This is a genomic window from Georgenia ruanii, assembly GCF_009193175.1.
In the GTDB taxonomy this organism is placed as follows: Bacteria; Actinomycetota; Actinomycetes; order Actinomycetales; family Actinomycetaceae; genus Georgenia; species Georgenia ruanii.
This window is the reverse complement of the sequence record NZ_VUKE01000001.1, coordinates 430,559-449,095: the sequence shown is the minus strand read 5'-3', so window position 1 is coordinate 449,095 and position 18,537 is coordinate 430,559. Positions and strand designations below refer to the sequence as shown.

The window sequence follows — 18,537 nt, the reverse complement described above, 5'->3', positions numbered from 1 at the left end:
TTGTGGCGGCTCCGGCCCGGGCGACGTCGGGCGATGTGGCCCGATTCCGCGAGACCCTCGCCGAACTGGACCGCGACGTGTCGGATGTCGAGCGGGTCGACCAGCTGCGGGTGTTGGAGGAGCTGAAGGCGGCCGCGGCGGCGGCGCAGGCGCGGATCGCGGTGGACCTGGACCTCTCCCAGCGCCGCGAACAGGAGGCGGCCGGGGTGCCCGCGGTCCGGCGGGGGCGGGGGGTGGGGGCGCAGGTGGCGCTGGCCCGCCGGGAGTCTCCGCACCAGGGCGGGCGGCTGCTGGGCCTGGCGAAGGCGCTGGTGCTGGAGATGCCCCACACGTACGCCGCGCTGGAGTCCGGGGCGTTGAGCGAGTGGCGGGCCACGCTGCTGGTGCGCGAGTCGATCTGCCTGGACGCCCCCGCCCGGGCCGCCTTCGACGCCCAGCTGTGGGCCGACCCGGTCGCGGTCGAGCGGCTGGGCACCAGGGCGCTGGTGGCCCGGGCCAGGCAGATCGCCTACCGCCTGGACGCCGCCGGTGTGGTGGCCCGGGCCCGAAGGGCCGAGCACGAGCGCGGGGTGAGCCTGCGCCCGGCCCCGGACACCATGACCTACCTGACCGGGCTGCTGCCGGTCGCCCAGGGCGTGGGGGTGTGGGCGGCCCTGACGAGGACGGCGGACGCGCTGCGCGCCCAGGGCGACGGCAGGAGCCGGGGGCAGATCATGGCCGACACCCTGGTCGAACGCGTCACCGGCCAGGCGTGCGCGGAGCGGGTGCCGATCGAGGTCCAGCTGGTCATGACCGACAAGGCCCTGCTCGCCGGCGATGCCGAGCCCGCCGTCATCCCCGGCTACGGGACCGTGCCCGCGCAGTTCGCCCGCGACCTGATCACCGACCGCCTCGACGCCTCAGCCGGCACCGGCGGCGAGACGAACGCCGACGCGGGGAAGGTGCTGGCGTGGTTGCGGCGGTTGTTCACCGCCCCGGGCACCGGCGAGCTGGTCGCGCTGGACTCCCGCCGCCGCATCGCCCCGCCCGGCCTGGCCCGGTTCATCGCCGTGCGGGACCAGGCGTGCCGGACGAACTGGTGCGACGCGCCGATCCGCCACCGCGACCACGTCGTCCCCGCCGCCGAGGGCGGGCCCACCACCGCGCACAACCTGCGCGGGGCCTGCGAGGGCTGCAACTACGCCAGGCAGGCCCCCGGCTGGACCGCCCGCACCCTCCACACCGCCGCCCCGGGCGACGACAACGCCGGCGGCAACACCGCGTGTCAGCGGGCCGGGCCCGGCGGGCACGTCGTCGAGCTCACCACCCCCACCGGACACCGCTACACCTCCCACGCCCCACCCCTGCCCGGCCACCCACCCGCGCGAGCGACCGCACCACCAGGCCGACACGCCACCGACAGCCGCCTCAAGCGACTCCTCGAACGCCACCTCGTCGACTTCGACCGGACCGCCTGAGCCTTCACGCGACGGCCGGGGCCACTGCAGCCGAGCCGCGCGGTGTGAGTCGTGCCACCGGGAGGCCCTGAGCGGGTGTGCTGCCTGGACCCGCGGGCCAGCGTGTCGGTGGGCTCGGCGATACTGGCCGGGTGCTGAGCATCGCCACCGTCAACGTCAACGGCATCCGGGCCGCCTTCAAGCGCGGCATGGACGCCTGGATCTCCCACCGCCGCCCCGAGGTTCTCCTGCTGCAGGAGGTGCGCGCCAACGACGAGATCCTCGCCGACCACCTCGGCGACGGCTGGCACATCGCCCACCAGGCCTGTGACCTCAAGGGCCGCGCCGGTGTCGCGGTCGCGTCCCGGCTGCCCGCATCCGCCGTCCGGGTCGGCCTGGGCGACGACGAGCCCGCGGTGGACACCGGCCGGTGGGTCGAGATGGACCTCGATCTGCCCGGCACCGACCGGCCCCTGACGGTCGTCTCCGTCTACGTCCACTCGGGCACGGTGGGCACGGACAAGATGGACGCCAAGTACGCGCACCTCGAGAAGGTCACCGCCCGCATGAGCGCGCTCGCCGAGCAGGCTCGCGCAGGGGAGCGCGACGTCGTCGTCGGCGGCGACATCAACATCGTCCACCGCGACGTGGACATCAAGAACTGGAAGGGCAACCACAACAAGACCTCCGGCGTCCTCGACGAGGAGATCGCCTACCTCGAGAAGTGGTTCGCCGACGACTGGGTCGACCTGGGCCGCCGGCTGGGCGGGGACGGCCCCGGGCCCTACACCTGGTGGTCCTGGCGCGGCAAGGCGTTCGACAACGACTCCGGCTGGCGCATCGACTACCAGCTCGCCACCCCGGGCGCCGCCGAGCGGGCCACCACCGCCGTCGTGGACCGGGCCGACGCCTACGACCAGCGCTTCTCCGACCACGCCCCCGTCGTGGTCACCTACGACGTCTGACCCCCTAGGTCGCTGCGCCGTCGAGCCGCTGGGCGGCCGCGTCGGCGGCCGTCAGTACCGGATGGCGTCGATCGGCCGCACCCGCACGGCGACGGCGGCGGGCAGCAGCCCCGCCAACGTCCCCACCCCGGCCGCGGCCGCGAGCCCGGTAAGGGCCGCCGTGAGCGGGAACGGCGGGGTGTCCTGCAGCCCGAAGCCGAGCACGGTCTCCAGCGGGAGGTTTCGCACCACGACCACCGCGAGTCCGACGCCGACCACGCCGGCCACCGCCGTCGCCACGACCGACTCGAGCATGATCGAGAAGAACACCCGGCCCGACGTGGCCCCGAAGGACCGCCGGATGCCGATCTCGCGGATGCGCTGCCGGACGGTGACCAGCGAGATGTTCACCAGGCTCAGCGCCCCGAGCAGGAGCACGAGGGTGCCGATGCCGAGCACGACGAGCTGGAAGGTGCGGTTGAACGCGGCCTGGTCGGGCAGCACGTTGCTGCCGACGTCGACCATCGCCCCCTCGCCGAGGGCCGCGGACAGGTCGCGGCGCACGGTCTCCATGCCGAGGTCGGCCGTCTCGGGCGGCACCCAGAGCTCCATCTGCGGGACCATCCCCATGGCCGGATCGATCGTGTGGCCGGCGACGCGGGTGTAGGAGTCGTACAGCGCGAACGCGGTCGGCATCTCCTCCGGCCAGCGGTTCGCGACGACGCCGCCGACGACGAAGGTGACGGGGTTCGCCCCCGGCAGGGTCACCGTCGGGTGCGTCGCCAGGCCGGGCGAGCCGACGGCCGCGAGGAAGGCCTCGTTGACCACGAGCAGCGGCGCCAGCCGGTCGGCGTCGCCCTCGGCGAACCAGGCGCCGTCGACCACCTGGACGCGGTGCATGAGCCCGTAGGGCTGGTCGACCAGGCGCAGGTCGGTGTCGAACGTGGCCCCGCCGGCGCGAAAGCGCCCCGGAGCCCACATCATCACCGAGGCGTGCTCGATCTGGTAGCGCTCGACGAGCGCCCGCATGGCCGGCACCGCCTCCGCCGTCGCGCCGGGCGAAGGCCCGGACGCGTTGACGAACAAGGTGACTTGGCGGCCCATGTCGCGGTCCATCATCTCGGTCTGGGCCTGGGCGGTCATCTGCCCGACGGCGAGCACGGCGGTCATCGCCGCCACCGACACCGCCACGCCGATGAGCGAGAGCAGCACCCGCAGCTTGTGCAGCCGCAGCTCGTCCCAGGCCTCCACGAGCGCCCCGACGACGCCGGTCACGAGGTGACCTCCGCACTTGCCGCGCGCCCGGCGCCGTCGATCGCGGGGACCACGACGTCGGAGCCGACGAGCGACTCCAGCGTGCCGCCGCTGCGTGGGGCGATCTCGATGGGCGTGAGCACGCCGTCGCCGAGGCGCAGGTGGCGCCGCGCCCGGGAGGCGACGGCCAGGTCATGGGTGATGGCGATGAGCGCCGCGCCCGTGTCCGAGGCGATGCCGTCGAGCAGGTCGATGACCTCCCGGCCGGTGTCGACGTCGAGGGCGCCGGTGGGTTCGTCGGCGAGGATGACCCGGGGCGCGCGCACCAGCGCGCGGGCGATGGCCACCCGCTGCTGCTCGCCGCCGGAGAGCTGGGCGGGCAGCGAGTCCATCCGCCCCGCCAGCCCCACCCGGTCGAGCATCTCCTGGGCGGTGCGCTTGCGGCGCCAGAAGGCGCGGCCGCGGGCGTAGAGCAGCGGCGCGACGACGTTCTCCAGCGCGGTGCGCCCCGGCAGCAGGTTGAACTGCTGGAAGACGAAGCCGAAGTCCTCCCCGCGCCGCCGCGCCCGCCGCCGCCCACCGAGGCGGCCGACGTCGGCGCCGTCGAGCAGGTACTCACCGGACGTGGGGGAGTCCAGCAGGCCGAGGATGTTCAGCAGGGTCGACTTGCCGGTGCCGGACCTGCCGACGACGGAGACGTGCTCGCCGGCCTCGACGGCGAGGTCCACCCCGCGCAGGATGTGCAGCTCGCTGAGGTCGGGGAGCCGGACGCTCCGGGTGACGGCGCGCAGCTCGAGGAGCGGCATCAGAAGCCCCGCCCGACCATCATCTCCTGCCCACCGACGGGCGGGACGTCCCCGACCGGGATGAACTCGAGGATCGTGTCGCCCTCGGCGAGGCCCTCGGTGATCTGCACGACCTGACCGTCGGTCATGCCCAGGCCGACCGACGTCTTGGTCGGCTCGGCGCCCTCGGCCACCACGACCCAGACGTTCCCGGTGGCGAACAGTCCCTGGACGGCGGTGACGGGCACGACCAGCACGTCGCTGGCCTGACCGGCGGTGACCGTCATCGTCCCGGCCAGGCCGGGGAACACCGTGACGTCGGCGGGGACGGCGCAGCGCACCTCGACGGTCGCGCTCGGCTCAGCCGGCGGGGCGAACGGGTCGCCGGGGACGGTGGGCGCGCCGGCGCCCGGGGTGACCTCGGTGCCGGTGGTCAGGCCGGTGCAGGTGAAGGGGGCGGGCCCGCCGCGGACCTCGACGCTCGCCTCGCTCGGGGCGTCCAGCAGGCGGTACTGCTGCTCGGCCGTCAGCGGCCCGGTCACCGAGAACGTGCCCGGGGTGACGGCGGCGACGACGTCGCCGATGCCCACCTGCTGGTCGCGCAGGACCCGCAGCGAGACCGTGCCGGCCACTGGCGCGGTGACCGTCGACCGCTTGATGCGCGGCTTGTGCTCCACCACGGTGACGTTGCCGTCGGCATCCACCCGTTCCACCGGGTCGACGGGCACCTCCTGCCGGATCTCCAGCACGGCCGCGCCGGCCTCGACGTGCGCGCCGTCGGCCACGGCGAGGTAGCCCACGGTGCCCTCCATCGTCGCCTTGGCCTCCACGGCCGGGTCGGCCCGCACGGTGGCATCCACCGTGATGGTGTTGGACACCGTGCCGGTGGTCACCGTGGCGACCGGGTCGGTGAACACCGCACCGGGCACGTCGACCGGACCGGCGGGAGCGGCCGCGGCGCCGCCGAAGAACGCCAGCTTGACCAGCGCCGCGGCGATCACCGCCCACACGAGCAGGCGCAGGGCCGGGAAGACGACGTGGCGGGCGACAGTCATGGGACCCCCAGGGTTCGGGGGCGATCGTCCACGACCGCCCGGATGCCCGAAAATCTATCTGCATCCGTCCGTAGTGGTGTCCGGTTTGACCGAAGCAGATGGCGGCGGGGTCACCCGCGCGCGGCCGCGGCGGCGCAGCCCACGCACATCGTCGTCGTGGGCCGCACGGCGAGCCGGCCCGGCGCGATCGGGCCGCCGCACACCGTGCACGTCCAGTAGGTGCCCTCCTCGAGGCGCTCAAGGGCGGCGTCGATCTCGCGCAGGGTCTGCTCGCCGTGCTCGCGCAGCGCCGCGACCTGGGCGCGCTCGAAGCCGATGGTCGCGCCCTCGGGGTCGTGCTCGTCGTCGACGTTGGCGTCCGTCGCCGCCGCGACGACCTCCTCGAAGCTGCGGTCCAGCGCCGCGAGGCGGGCGACGGTGGTGCTCCGCAACGTCTCGAGCCGGTCGCGGGCGGCGGCCTCGTCCTCGGGCGTGGGCCCGGGCAGGCGGGCGTCCCGGTCGGCGGGGCTCATGCCGTCACCGGTCCGGCGGGGGCGGCGGCGGAGGCGAGGAGGAACGCGGGAGGTCCGTACCCGGCGACGGCGAAGGCGTCCGCCACACCGGCGGCGACGGCCCCGGCCCGGTCGGCGTCGACCAGCGCGATGGCCGAGCCGCCGAATCCGCCGCCGGTCATGCGGGCGCCGTGGGCGCCCAGGCGCCGGGCGGTGTCGGCGGCGAGGTCGAGCTCGGGGGAGGAGACCTCGTAGTCCTCGCGCAGGGAGGTGTGCGAGGCGTCGAGCGCCCAGGCGACCTTGTCCAGGGCCCACCCGCGCAGCTGGGCGCCGGGGGCGTGGGTGAGGCGGGCGACGAGGAAGCGCACCCGCTCGATCTCGCTGATCACGTGGCGCACGCGCATGCGCTGCTCGGGGTCGTCGAGCCCGGCGAGCACCTCGTCCCAGGTGGTCTCGCCGGCCATGGAGGCGTCGGCGACCTCCCGCAGCGAGGGGACGCCGAGCACGGCGGCGGCGTCCTCGCACACCTGCCGGCGGCGGGCGTACTGCCCGTCGACCAGGCGGTGCGGGGCGCGGGTGTCCATGACCAGCAGCGCCAGGCCGGCGGCGGCCAGGTCGAGCGGGACATGCTCGACGGCGCCGTCGCGGCAGTCGAGCAGCAGGGCGTGCCCGGCGCGGGCGCGCAGCGAGGCCGCCTGGTCCATCCCGCCGGTGGGGGCGCCGGCGATGTCGTTCTCGGCCCGCACGCAGGCGGCGGCCAGACGGGCGCGACCGGCGTCGTCGGCGCTCAGGCCGAGCCCGGCGACGTCGTCGAGCGCCACGGCGACGGCGCACTCCAGCGCCGCCGAGGAGCTCAGCCCGGCGCCGTAGGGCACGCAGGAGTCCACCGCCAGGTCGAAGCCCGGGACCCGACCGGCCGGGGCGAGCCCCTCCCGCTCGAGCGCCCAGGCGACCCCGGCGGCGTAGGCGGGCCAGCCCTCGACGGCGCCGGGGGCGCCGGCCGGGGCGACGGCGTCGAGCTCGACCTCTCGCACCCCCGGCTCCTGGGCGCTGACGAACCGCGCGGTGCGGTCGGCCCGGGGCCGCAGGGCGACGAAGGTGCGGTGCGGCAGGGCGATGGGCAGGCACAGCCCGCCGTTGTAGTCGGTGTGCTCGCCGACGATGTTCACCCGCCCGGGCGCGGCCCACACACCGGCCGGCGGCGCGCCGAAGGTGGCGGTGAACAGGTCGCGGGCGCGGGCGGCGCCCTCGGCGTCGGACCAGGCGGTCAGCACGTCGCTGGTCGCCCCGCCCGTGGCTGGGAGCGTCCCGCTCATGCCGCACCCCCCGGGGGCCGTGTCCCGCAGCTCGCTCATGACCGCTCCTCCACGCCGGCCGGCAGCACCTGCCGGTACCGGTCGGCGATCCTCTCCGGCGTGGTGTCCGAGACCCACGCGCCCATCCCGGACTCCGACCCGGCAAGGTACTTCAGCTTCCCCGGGGCCCGCAGGATGGAGAACAGCTGCAGGTGCAGGCGCAGGTCCTCCCGGCCCTCGCGCACCGGGGCCTGGTGCCAGGCGCTGATGTACGGCAGCGTGATCGGCTCGCCCTCGTGCTCGCTGCCCGCGGGCCAGGCGAAGAACCGGTCCCCGGCGCGCAGCAGCCGCAGGTAGATGCCCACCAGGTCGGCCCGCTCGGCCTCGTCCAGGGCGGGCAGGTCCGGCACGTCCCGGCGTGGGGCGAGGTGGACCTCGACGGGCCAGCGCGCCGCCGCGGGCACGTAGGCCACCCAGTGGTCGGACTCGGCGACCACCCGCCGCCCCGAGCGCAGCTCGGCCTCGAGCACGTCACGCAGCAGGTTGCCCCCGGTGCGGTGGCGGTGGGCGACCGCCTGGCGCAGCATCTGCGTCGTCCGCGGGGTCAGGTAGGGGTAGGCGTAGATCTGCCCGTGCGGGTGGTGCAGCGTCACCCCGATCTCCTTGCCCCGGTTCTCGAAGCAGAAGACCTGCTCGACCCCGGGCACGGCGGACAGCGCGAGGGTGCGGTCCGCCCACGCCTCGATCACCGTGCGCATCCGCCGCGGCGTCACCTGCGCCAGGGACCCGGTGGGGTTGGGGTCGAAGCAGATCACCTCCGTGCGCCCGGCCGCCGGCCGGGTCGGCCACAGCGCCTCCCCGTCCAGCGAGGCGACCTCGTCGGGCACGCCCGGGACCGCCACCAGCGAGGGGAAGCGGTTCTCGAACACCACGACGTCGTAGTCGGTGTCCGGGATCTCCCCGTCCTGGTAGGCCGCGCCCGGCCGGGCCGGGGCGAACGGGTTGGCGTCCGCCGGGGGCAGGAACGTGCGGTTCATCCGGTGGGTGGCCATCGGGATCCACTCGCCGGTGAGCACGTCGTAGCGCATCTGCGGCGCCGTGACCGGCCGCGCGACGCCGTCATCCCCGACGACGTCGGCGAAGCGGTACGGCAACGGCCGCGGGTCGTCCAGCCGGCGCGTCGCCGCGCCGGACAGGTACGGCTCGGAGTCGTCGTAGTAGGTCAGCTCCCGACCGTCGGCCAGGCGGGTGGTGGTCTTGCGGACGGTGGGCGCCAGGAGGCGCACCGCCGTCGCCGGGTCCTCGCTCATCGCTGCCCTCCTTCGGCGCTGTCCGTGCTCGTCCCGGCCGCCTCGACGGCGACCTCCACGACGATCCCGTGCCGTTCGGCCGCCGCTCGCGTGGCGGCGTCGGGCTCGGTGTCGGTGACGAGCACCGCGAGCTGGTCCACCGGGCAGAACGTGCGCAGCCCGAGCACCCCCCACTTGGCGGCGTCGAGCACCGCCACCGGGGTCCGGGCGGCGGCGACCATGGCCGCGTTCGTGGCCGCCTCGGCGAGGTTGGGCGTCATGAGGCCGATCTCCGGGTCGAAGCCGTGTGCGCCGAGGAAGGCCCACTCCACCCGCAGCGTGCGCAGGGCGTCGACGGCGATCGGGCCGACGAGCGCGTCGGAACGGGTGCGCTCGCCGCCGGTGAGGATGATCGTCGGCGCCGGCCGTCCCTCGCCCCGCGCCTGCTCGGCGGCCTCCTCCAGCACCTGGGCCGCGGGCAGGGAGTTGGTGATGACCGTCAGCGTCGCCAGGTGCGGCACGGCGGCCAACGCCCGCGCGACGGCCAGCGTGGTGGAACCGGCGGTCAGCGCCACGGAGTCGCCCGGGCGCACCCGCGCGGCGGCGAGGGCCCCGATGCGCTCCTTCTCCCGGGTGCGCTGGCCGGCCTTGGTCTGGAACAGCGGCTCGTGCGCGGCGCCCGCCGCGGCGACGGCGCCGCCGTGCACCCGGTCCACCAGCCCGCGGGCGACGAGCTCGGTGATGTCGCGGCGCACCGTCATCTCCGAGACCCCGAGGGCCTCGACCACCTCCGCGACGCGCACCCCGCCGTGCTCGGTCACCCGGGCGAGGATGTAGTCCTGGCGCTGGCGGGCCAGGAGCGGCGTCGTCGTGTCCTGCGGTGGGGCCATGCCGCCATCCTGCCAGGCCCAACAAAATCGACCAAGACCTCACAGAATGGCGGTTGGACGCCGTGCTTCCCCGACAGGTGACCGCTTCCTGCCACGGCCCCCTGGGCGGGGGGCGTATCGAGGGGCTTGCGGACCTGCCAGGATGGCAACCGTGACCCTGCGACCCTTCGCCGCACGCCGCTCCGAGAGGAGGCGGCCCTGATGCACCTGCCCGAGCGCGTCGGGGACCAGGTGCGCATCGGGGTCTCCCTCCAGGTGCCCGAGCCGTACGCCACGGTCATCCAGTCCACGCGGGCCCGCGTGGGGGACCCGCTCGCCCGCGCGATCCCGCCGCACATCACGCTCGTGCCGCCCACCGTCGTCGAGCCCGAGCAGCTGCCCGAGGTCGTCGACCTGCTCGGCGAGGTCGCCGCCGCCGAGGCGCCGTTCGTCGTCCGGCTGCAGGGCACGGGCACCTTCCGGCCCGTCAGCCCGGTGGTCTTCGTCCGCGTCGCCCAGGGCGCCGAGCAGTGCGCCACCCTCCAGTCCGGGCTCCGCACCGGCGTGCTGGCCCAGGAGCTGCGCTTTCCCTACCACCCGCACGTCACCGTCGCCCACGAGCTGGACGAGGACGCCCTCGACCGTGCCGCCCGGGCGCTCGCGGACTTCGAGGCCACCTACGCCGCGGGCAGCATGCGCCTGTACGAGCACGGCGACGACGGCGTGTGGCGGATGATCGCCCGGGTGCCGCTGACCGGCAGCTCGGTCAATCACCGCGCGGGCTGACCCGGACGCCCGGCGGTCCTGCGCCGGATCGCCCGGGCACGGCCGCGGCCGCCCGTAGGGTGGGCCCATGCCCGACACGCTGCTGCACGCCATCGTCCCGGCCGGGGGTGCCGGCACCCGGCTGTGGCCGCTCTCGCGCCGCGCGGCCCCCAAGTTCCTGCTCGACCTCACCGGCGCGGGCCGGACGCTGCTGCAGCAGACCGTCGACCGGCTCCGGCCGCTCACCGGCGACGGCGTGACCGTGGTGACCGGGACGGCGCACGCCGCGGCGGTGCGTGCCCAGCTGCCCGAGCTGGGCGAGGCCGACCTGCTCGCCGAGCCCAGCCCGCGCGACTCCATGGCCGCCATCGGCCTGGCCGCGGCCGTGCTCGCCCGCCGTCACGGCGACGTCGTCGTCGGGTCCTTCGCCGCCGACCACGTCGTGCGGGACACGGCCGCGTTCGAACGGGCCGTGCGCGAGGCCGTCGCCGTGGCCCGCGCCGGCTACGTGGTCACCATCGGCATCGAGGCCGACCACCCCTCCACCGCCTTCGGTTACATCCGGGCCGGCGAGCCCCTCGGCGGCGCCGGCACACCCACCGCCCGCCGGGTAGTGGGCTTCACCGAGAAGCCCGACGCCGCCACCGCCGCCGCCTACCTCGCCACCGGCGAGTACCGGTGGAACGCGGGGATGTTCGTCGTGCGCGCCGCGGTCCTGCTCGACCACCTCGCCGCCGAGCGCCCCGCCCTGCACGCCGGCCTCAGCGAGATCGCCGACGCCTGGGACACCGACGCCCGCCCGGACGTGCTCGCCCGGGTATGGCCCGACCTGGAGAAGGTCGCCATCGACCACGCCATCGCCGAGCCCGTGGCCGCCCGGGGCGGGGTCGCCGTCGTCCCGGCCGCGATGGGCTGGGACGACGTCGGCGACTTCGCCAGCCTGGCTCCCCTCGTCCCGCCGGCCGGCGACGGCGACGTGCGCGTGCTCGGCGCCGTCGCCGACGTGCTGACCGTCGACGCCGCCGGCGCGCTGGTGGTGCCCGGCTCGGGGCGCACGGTGACCGTGCTCGGCATCCCCGACGCCGTCGTCGTCGACACCCCCGACGCCGTCCTCGTCACCACCCGCGCGCACGCCCAACAGGTCAAGCAGGTCGTCGATCAGCTCCGGGACGGGCGCGACCGGCTGCTGTGAGCCGCGGCGCCCCTGCCGGGGCCGCCGCGGCCCGACCGGCCCGCGCCACCGCCGCCGCGGCCGGGCGACCGCCCCGCGCCGGGCAGCGGACAGGCGGCGGCGATAGTGTCAGGGACGTGCACACCACCATCCCCGCCACCACCGACTCCACGGTCGCGCGGCGGATCACCGCGGTGGTCGACTCGCTCGAGCCCGAGCTCCTCGAGGTCCGCCGCCACATCCACGCCCACCCCGAGCCGGCGCGGATGGAGCACGGCACCACCACCTTCCTCGCCCAGCGCCTGCGCGCCGCCGGGCTGGACCCGCGGCTGCTCGAGGGCACCGGGCTCGTGGTCAACATCGGCGCGGACCCGCGCGAGCGGGGCCGGCGCCGGATCGGCCTGCGCGCCGACCTCGACGCACTGCCGGTGACGGAGACGTCCGAGCTGCCCTTCGCCTCCGAGCGCGACGGCTTCGCTCACGCCTGCGGCCACGACATCCACACCGCCGCCCTGTACGGCGCGGCGCTGACCCTCAAGGCGCTCGACGACGCCGGCGAGCTGCCGGTCGGGGTGCGCTGCGTGTTCCAGCCCGCCGAGGAGGTCCAGCCCGGCGGCGCCGAGTCGGCGATCAACCAGGGCGTCCTGGACGGCGTGGAGCAGATCTACGCGCTGCACTGCGACCCCAAGGTCGACGTCGGCCGGGTCGGCTCGCGCATCGGCGCCATCACCGCCGCCTCGGACTCGGTGACCATCACCGTGACCTCCGAGGGCGGCCACACCTCGCGCCCGCACCTGACCGGCGACGTCGTCTTCGCGCTCGGCCAGCTCATCACCCAGCTGCCCGCCGTGCTCGGCCGCCGGCTCGACCCGCGCGCCGGGGTCAACCTCACGTGGGGCGCCGTGCACGCCGGGCGCGCCCCCAACGCCATCCCCGCCAGCGGCACGCTCACCGGCACGCTGCGCTGCCTGGACGCCCGGGCCTGGCAACGCGCCGCCAAGCTCGTCCAGGAGTCCGCGACCCAGGTGCTCGCCCCGCTCGGGGTGGAGGTCGAGCTGAGCTACGTCCGCGGCATCCCCCCGGTGGTCAACGAGGAGCGGGCGGTGCGCACCATCGACGCCGCCGCCAAGGACGTCATCGGGCCCGAGGCGGTCGTCCTCACCGAGCAGTCGCTCGGGGGCGAGGACTTCGCCTGGTACCTCACCCGGATCCCCGGCGCGATGGTGCGCCTGGGCACCCGCACCCCCGGCGGGCCCTCGTACGACCTGCACCGCGGGGACATCATCTTCGACGAGCGGGCCATCGGCATCGGCGCCCGGCTGCTCGCCCGCACGGCGGTGCTGGCCGGCGACGGCGCCGCCGAGCATCCCCGGGTCGAGGCCGCCGAGCATTCCCGGGTCGAGGCCGCCGAGCATTCCCGGGTCGAGTAGGCCGCGAGGCGCGAACCCGCCGAGGCGGACCATCCGACCTATGGCGCCCGAAACCGGCCGGACGCGTAGGCCAGTCCGGGCCAACCGGACGATGGACCCCACGGGTGTCCGGCGCCCGGCCGGGGGGGAAACATTTCGGTAACGCTTTCCCGGCTGGTCTCACGATGTGACAGGCACGCCGGTTTCCGACCACTAGGGTCAGGGGTGATATCCGCCGAACCCGACCGATCAGGCGGGGCTCTCCCTGCAGAGCGCGCCACCCGCCCCGGCCGGCCCTCGGCCCACACACTGCAGGAGACACGCGTGAAGAAGAGCATCTACGCGACGGCGCTCGCGGCATCGGCCGCGCTGACGCTCGCCGCCTGTGGGGCGGCGCCCGAGAGCAACTCGGGCTCGCAGACCTCCGCCGGGCAGGAGCAGACCAGCGGCACCGCGGCCAACGCGGACTTCCTGGCCTGCATGGTCTCGGACGCCGGCGGCTTCGACGACAAGTCCTTCAACCAGTCCGGCTACGAGGGCCTCACCGCCGCCGTGGACGCGCTCGGCATCAAGGAGAAGACCGCCGAGTCGCAGTCCGACGCCGACTTCTCCCCGAACGTCGACTCGATGATCCAGGCCGGTTGCAACCTCACCATCGGCGTGGGCTTCCTCCTCGAGGACGCCATCCAGGCCGCCGCCGAGAAGAACCCGGACAGCCAGTTCGCGCTCATCGACTCCGCCTTCAGCGACGCCGACTTCAAGCCGGTGACGCTGGAGAACGCCAAGCCGATCCTCTTCAACACGGCCGAGGCCTCCTTCCTGGCCGGGTACGTCGCCGCCGGCATGACCAAGACCGGCACCGTCGCCACCTTCGGCGGCATGCAGATCCCGTCGGTGTCGATCTTCATGGACGGCTTCGCCGACGGCGTCGCGAAGTACAACGAGGACAACGGCAAGGACGTCAAGCTCCTCGGCTGGGACAAGGCGTCCCAGAAGGGCGCCTTCACCGGCGACTTCGACAACCAGACCAAGGGCCAGAACCAGGCCGAGCAGTTCATCGCCCAGGGCGCCGACATCATCATGCCGGTGGCCGGCCCGGTCGGGCTGGGCGCCGCCGCGGCGGCCGAGGCCGCCGGCGACGTCCACATCATCGGCGTGGACTCCGACTGGTTCGAGTCCACCGAGTACGGCTCGATCGTGCTGACCTCCGTCGTCAAGCAGATCGGCCAGGCGGTCCAGGACACCGTGGCCCAGGCCGCCGAGGGCAAGTTCGCCGCCGACCCGTACGTCGGCACCCTGGAGAACAAGGGCGTGGGCCTGGCCCCGTTCCACGACTTCGACGCCCAGGTGCCCCAGGAGCTCAAGGACGCGGTCACCAAGCTCCAGGACCAGATCATCTCCGGCGAGATCACGGTCGAGACGCAGAACGCGCCCGCCTAAGGCGCCAGCTGACCCACCGCACCACCCCGGCGGCCCGGCCCACCTGGCCGGGCCGTCGGGTTCTCGGCTGCAGTAGGGTCGATCCGGACGACAGTCACCCCTTTGCGCGGCCAGCGCGACCGACAGGAGAGGGCACGCCGTGAAGCTGGAACTGAGGGGGATCACCAAGGTCTTCGGGTCGCTCGTGGCGAACGACCACATCGACCTCGTCGTCGAGCCCGGCGAGATCCACGCCCTCCTCGGGGAGAACGGCGCGGGCAAGAGCACCCTCATGAACGTGCTCTACGGGCTCTACCAGCCCGACGACGGGCACATCGAGCTCGACGGGAAGCCGGTCACCTTCGCCGGCCCGGGCGACGCCGTCGCCGCCGGTATCGGCATGGTGCACCAGCACTTCATGCTCGTGCCCGTGTTCACCGTCGCCGAGTCGGTTGTGCTGGGCTACGAGCCCACCGGCGCGGCCGGCCTCATCAACCTCGCCGAGGCGCGCAAGCGGGTCCGGGAGATCTCCGACCGGTTCGGGTTCGACGTCGACCCCGACGCCCGCATCGAGGACCTACCCGTCGGCGCCCAGCAGCGGGTGGAGATCATCAAGGCCCTCTCCCGCGACGCCAAGGTCCTCATCCTCGACGAGCCCACCGCCGTGCTCACCCCGCAGGAGACCGACGAGCTCATCGCGATCATGCGCCAGCTCAGGGACAACGGGACCTCCATCGTCTTCATCACGCACAAGCTGCGCGAGGTCCGCGCCGTCGCCGACAAGATCACCGTCATCCGCCGCGGCACGGTGGTCGGCGAGGCGAGCCCCAGCTCCACCGAGACCGAGCTGGCGTCCATGATGGTCGGGCGCTCGGTGGGCATGGCCGTCGAGAAGGCCCCCGCGACCCCGGGGGAGGAGGCCCTCGAGGTCGAGGATCTCGTCGTCCTCGACGCGGGCGGCGCGGCGGTGGTGGACCACCTGAGCTTCTCGGTGCGGCGCGGGGAGATCCTCGCCGTCGCCGGGGTGCAGGGCAACGGCCAGACCGAGCTGACCGAGACGATCCTCGGCCTGACCAAGCCGGCCTCGGGCGCCGTCCGGCTCGACGGCGAGGATCTGCTCGGCAGGGGCGTCAAGCAGCGGCTGCGCGCCGGCGTGGGCTTCGTGCCCGAGGACCGCTCCACCGACGGCATCATCGCCAGCTTCTCCGTGGCCGAGAATCTCGTCCTCGACCTCTACGACAGCGAGCCGTTCGCCTCGGGCGTGTCCATGCGGCCGGCCGTCGTGCGCGAGAACGCCGCCGCCCGGGCGGCGGAGTTCGACATCCGCCTGTCCTCCATCGATGACCCCCTCTCCACCCTTTCCGGGGGCAACCAGCAGAAGGTCGTCATCGCCCGGGAGATGTCCCGGCCGCTGCGCCTGCTCGTGGCCTCCCAGCCGACCCGCGGCGTCGACGTCGGCTCCATCGAGTTCATCCACAAGCGCATCGTCGCCGAGCGCGACCACGGCACCCCGGTGGTCATCGTCTCCACCGAGCTCGACGAGGTCATGGCGCTGGCCGACCGGATCGCGGTGATGTACCGCGGGCGGATCGTCGGCATCGTCGACGGCGACACCGACCGCGACGTCCTCGGCCTGATGATGGCCGGCGTGCCGCTGGACGAGGCGCAGCAGCAGGCCGCCGAGCACAAGACGACGCTCGCGGCGGCGGACGTCGCCGCCGGTCACCAGGAGGGAACGCTGTGAGCGACCCCGTCAACGACACCCCCCAGCCGGCCGCCCAGCCCGGCGACCTCCTCGCCCAGGCCGAGCAGCCGGCGCCGTCGAACGGGCGCCGCCGGGCCGCCCCCCGGCGCGAGACCCGCACCCAGCAGTTCTTCCGCGACCTACTCACCGGCAGCTGGCTGGTCTCGGTGCTCGCCGTGCTCGTCGCCCTCGTCATCGGCGGTGTCCTCATCGCGCTGGCCGATCCCGACGTCCAGGGGACGCTGGCCTACTTCTTCGCCCGGCCGGCCGACTTCTTCTCCGCGGCCTGGAACACGGTCACGAGCTCGTACGGCGCGCTGTTCCGCGGCGCCGTCTTCGACTTCCAGGCGGCCTCCTTCGCCCGCGCGATCCGGCCCCTGACCGAGACGCTGACCTTCTCCGTCCCGCTGATCCTCGCCGGGCTGGGCGTCGCCGTCGGCTTCCGCGCCGGCCTGTTCAACATCGGCGGGCAGGGGCAGATCATCCTCGGCGGCATCTTCGCCGGCTTCATCGGCTTCACGTTCAACCTGCCGCCGGTGCTCCACGTGCTCCTCGCCGCCGTCGGCGCGGCGCTCGGCGGCGCCATCTGGGCGGGCATCGCCGGCGTCCTCAAGGCCCGCACCGGGGCCAACGAGGTCATCGTGACGATCATGCTCAACAACATCGCGGTGTACCTCATCGCGTACCTGCTGCAGACGCAGGCGTTCAAGCTGCCCGGGTCGCCGTTCCCGAAGTCCCCGCCCATCCCCACCGACTCCGCGACCTACCCGCTGCTGTTCGGCGAGCAGTTCCGGCTGCACGCCGGGTTCCTGCTCGCCATCGCGGCCACGGTGCTCGTGTGGTGGCTGCTCGAGCGCTCTACCCTGGGGTTCGAGTTCCGCTCGACCGGGGCCAACCCGCGCGCGGCGCGCACCGCGGGGGTGTCGGTGGACCGGGTCACCGTGCTCGTCATGCTCGTCGCCGGGGGGCTGTGCGGGCTGGCCGGCTCCGCCCAGGTGCTGGGCACCGAGAAGGTGCTCACCGGCGGCGTGGCCGCCAGCTACGGCTTCGACGCGATCACCGTGGCCCTCCTGGGCCGATCGCGCCCGGTGGGCACGTTCGTGGCGGGCCTGCTGTTCGGGGCGCTCAAGGCCGGCGGCTTCCTCATGCAGTCCACCACCAACACCCCGATCGAGATCATCCTCGTGGTCCAGTCGATCATCGTGCTGCTCATCGCCGCGCCCCCGCTGGTCCGCGCCATCTTCCGGCTGCCGGCGCCGGGGGCCCGCCCCCGCCGTGCCGGCGCCCCGGCCGTCAAGGAGGCAGCGGCATGAGCACCGCGATCGCGACACCCGCCCGCCCGCGCGAGGCGGCGCCCGCCGTCCTGGCGCCGATCAGCTGGCGCTGGCCGGTCGTCTACGGCGTGCTCACCCTGCTGAGCCTGGTCGTGTTCACCCTGCTGCTCGAGCCCGGCCAGCACACCACCTTCCAGCTCTCGCGCGCCACCGACCTGCTGGCCATCCCGAACTTCGCCCTGCCGGCCACCGCCACCAACTGGGTCCTCAGCCTCGTCCTCGTGGCGCTCACCGGGTACGTCGCCAAGGCGGCGGTGGACCGGCGCCCGGTGCCGGCCTGGGCGCACGTCGTCCTCGGCGTGGCGTTCGTGCTGGCCTTCCTCACCTGGGTGGGCGCGGGCCGCTCGACCGTCATCCCGGTGACCACCCTGCTCCAGGGCGCCCTGGCGCTGTCCGTGCCGCTGGTGTTCGGCGCGATGAGCGGCATCCTGTGCGAGCGGTCCGGCATCGTCAACATCGCCATCGAGGGCCAGCTGCTGGGCGGGGCCTTCCTCGCCGCCGTCGTCGGCTCGCTCACCTCCAGCGCCTACCTGGGCCTCGTCGCGGCGCCCGTCGCCGGCGCCCTGGTCGGGGTGCTGCTGGCCTTCTTCGCGGTGCGCTACTGGGTGGACCAGATCATCGTCGGCGTGGTGCTCAACGTGCTGGTGGTGGGCCTGACGAGCTTCCTGTTCTCCACGGTGCTGACCGACAACGCGCAGGTCTTCAACGCCCGCCAGAGCCTGCCCCGGCTGCCGATCCCGGGGCTGTCCGAGATCCCCGTCCTCGGCCCGGTGCTGTTCAACCAGACCCTGCTCGTCTACCTCATGTACGCCGGCGTGATCGTCCTGCAGGTCTTCCTCTTCCGCAGCCGCTGGGGCCTGCGGGTGCGCGCCGTCGGCGAGCACCCCAAGGCCGCCGACACCGTGGGCATCAAGGTCAACCCCACCCGTGTGCGCAACACCCTCCTCGGCGGGGCGGTGGCCGGCCTGGGCGGCGCCTTCTTCACCGTCGGCTCCGGCCTGGCGTTCGGCAAGGAGATGTCCGCCGGGCAGGGCTACATCGCCCTCGCGGCGATGATCCTCGGCAAGTGGAACCCCTACGGGGCCGTCGCCGCGGCGCTGCTGTTCGGCTTCACGACGAACCTCGGCACCGTCCTGTCCACCATCGGCGCCCCGGTGCCCTCGGAGTTCCTCCTCATGCTGCCCTACATCGTGACGATCTTCGCCGTGGCCGGGCTGGTCGGGAAGGTGCGGGCGCCCGCCGCCGAGAACATCCCGTACATCAAGTGACGTCGAGGA

General features: G+C 74.3%; 16 protein-coding genes. 9 read left to right on the top strand and 7 right to left on the bottom strand.

Annotated elements, in window-relative coordinates:
• Positions 1–77 precede the first annotated feature (77 nt).
• Positions 78–1,457, top strand: coding sequence for an HNH endonuclease (locus GD880_RS02065; protein WP_226909306.1), 1,380 nt, complete (start codon positions 78–80; stop codon positions 1,455–1,457).
• A gap of 131 nt (positions 1,458–1,588) precedes the next feature.
• The gene (locus tag GD880_RS02060) at positions 1,589–2,401 is read left to right on the top strand and encodes an exodeoxyribonuclease III (RefSeq protein ID WP_152229945.1); all 813 of its coding nucleotides are present in this window, start codon (positions 1,589–1,591) and stop codon (positions 2,399–2,401) included.
• 51 nt (positions 2,402–2,452) lie between these two features.
• On the opposite strand, the gene GD880_RS02055 is transcribed toward GD880_RS02060, so the two are convergent.
• The 7 genes from GD880_RS02055 to GD880_RS02025 all read right to left on the bottom strand — a co-directional run bounded on the left by GD880_RS02055 (position 2,453) and on the right by GD880_RS02025 (position 9,439).
• On the bottom strand, positions 2,453–3,655 hold the full coding sequence (locus tag GD880_RS02055) for an ABC transporter permease (RefSeq protein WP_152229944.1): 1,203 nt from the start codon (positions 3,653–3,655) through the stop codon (positions 2,453–2,455).
• On the bottom strand, positions 3,652–4,440 hold the full coding sequence (locus tag GD880_RS02050) for an ABC transporter ATP-binding protein (RefSeq protein WP_193314317.1): 789 nt from the start codon (positions 4,438–4,440) through the stop codon (positions 3,652–3,654). The genes GD880_RS02055 and GD880_RS02050 overlap by 4 nt, the downstream gene beginning before the upstream one ends.
• A complete protein-coding gene (locus GD880_RS02045) occupies positions 4,440–5,474 on the bottom strand; it encodes an efflux RND transporter periplasmic adaptor subunit (RefSeq protein ID WP_152229942.1) in 1,035 nt (344 codons plus the stop codon). The genes GD880_RS02050 and GD880_RS02045 overlap by 1 nt, the downstream gene beginning before the upstream one ends.
• A gap of 110 nt (positions 5,475–5,584) precedes the next feature.
• The gene (locus tag GD880_RS02040; RefSeq protein WP_152229941.1) at positions 5,585–5,986 is read right to left on the bottom strand and encodes a TraR/DksA family transcriptional regulator; all 402 of its coding nucleotides are present in this window, start codon (positions 5,984–5,986) and stop codon (positions 5,585–5,587) included.
• Positions 5,983–7,281: a galactokinase gene (gene galK / locus GD880_RS02035; protein WP_152230149.1), complete on the bottom strand. Its 1,299-nt coding sequence runs from the start codon at positions 7,279–7,281 to the stop codon at positions 5,983–5,985. Before galK ends, GD880_RS02040 begins: the two co-directional genes overlap by 4 nt.
• A 35-nt stretch (positions 7,282–7,316) precedes the next feature.
• Positions 7,317–8,570 (bottom strand): galactose-1-phosphate uridylyltransferase, encoded by a 1,254-nt coding sequence (galT, locus tag GD880_RS02030; RefSeq protein ID WP_152229940.1) that lies wholly within the window; start codon positions 8,568–8,570, stop codon positions 7,317–7,319.
• The gene (locus tag GD880_RS02025; RefSeq protein ID WP_152229939.1) at positions 8,567–9,439 is read right to left on the bottom strand and encodes a DeoR/GlpR family DNA-binding transcription regulator; all 873 of its coding nucleotides are present in this window, start codon (positions 9,437–9,439) and stop codon (positions 8,567–8,569) included. Before GD880_RS02025 ends, galT begins: the two co-directional genes overlap by 4 nt.
• A 201-nt stretch (positions 9,440–9,640) precedes the next feature.
• Here GD880_RS02025 and GD880_RS02020 point away from each other — a divergent pair, with 201 nt between their 5' ends.
• The 7 genes from GD880_RS02020 (at position 9,641) to GD880_RS01990 (ending at position 18,528) form a co-directional block, all read left to right on the top strand.
• Positions 9,641–10,204: a 2'-5' RNA ligase family protein gene (locus tag GD880_RS02020; protein WP_152229938.1), complete on the top strand. Its 564-nt coding sequence runs from the start codon at positions 9,641–9,643 to the stop codon at positions 10,202–10,204.
• Between the two features lie 67 nt (positions 10,205–10,271).
• A complete protein-coding gene (locus GD880_RS02015) occupies positions 10,272–11,375 on the top strand; it encodes a mannose-1-phosphate guanylyltransferase (RefSeq protein WP_152229937.1) in 1,104 nt (367 codons plus the stop codon).
• 116 nt (positions 11,376–11,491) lie between these two features.
• Positions 11,492–12,784, top strand: a complete 1,293-nt coding sequence (locus GD880_RS02010) for an amidohydrolase (RefSeq protein WP_152229936.1) — start codon at positions 11,492–11,494, stop codon at positions 12,782–12,784.
• Between the two features lie 303 nt (positions 12,785–13,087).
• A complete protein-coding gene (locus GD880_RS02005) occupies positions 13,088–14,203 on the top strand; it encodes a BMP family lipoprotein (protein ID WP_226909304.1) in 1,116 nt (371 codons plus the stop codon).
• Positions 14,204–14,342: 139 nt separating this feature from the next.
• Positions 14,343–15,926 (top strand): ABC transporter ATP-binding protein, encoded by a 1,584-nt coding sequence (locus GD880_RS02000; protein ID WP_152229935.1) that lies wholly within the window; start codon positions 14,343–14,345, stop codon positions 15,924–15,926.
• Positions 15,923–17,239, top strand: coding sequence for an ABC transporter permease (locus GD880_RS01995; RefSeq protein WP_152229934.1), 1,317 nt, complete (start codon positions 15,923–15,925; stop codon positions 17,237–17,239). The genes GD880_RS02000 and GD880_RS01995 overlap by 4 nt, the downstream gene beginning before the upstream one ends.
• Positions 17,236–18,528, top strand: coding sequence for an ABC transporter permease (locus GD880_RS01990; RefSeq protein ID WP_152229933.1), 1,293 nt, complete (start codon positions 17,236–17,238; stop codon positions 18,526–18,528). Before GD880_RS01995 ends, GD880_RS01990 begins: the two co-directional genes overlap by 4 nt.
• The last annotated feature ends 9 nt before the right edge of the window (positions 18,529–18,537 follow it).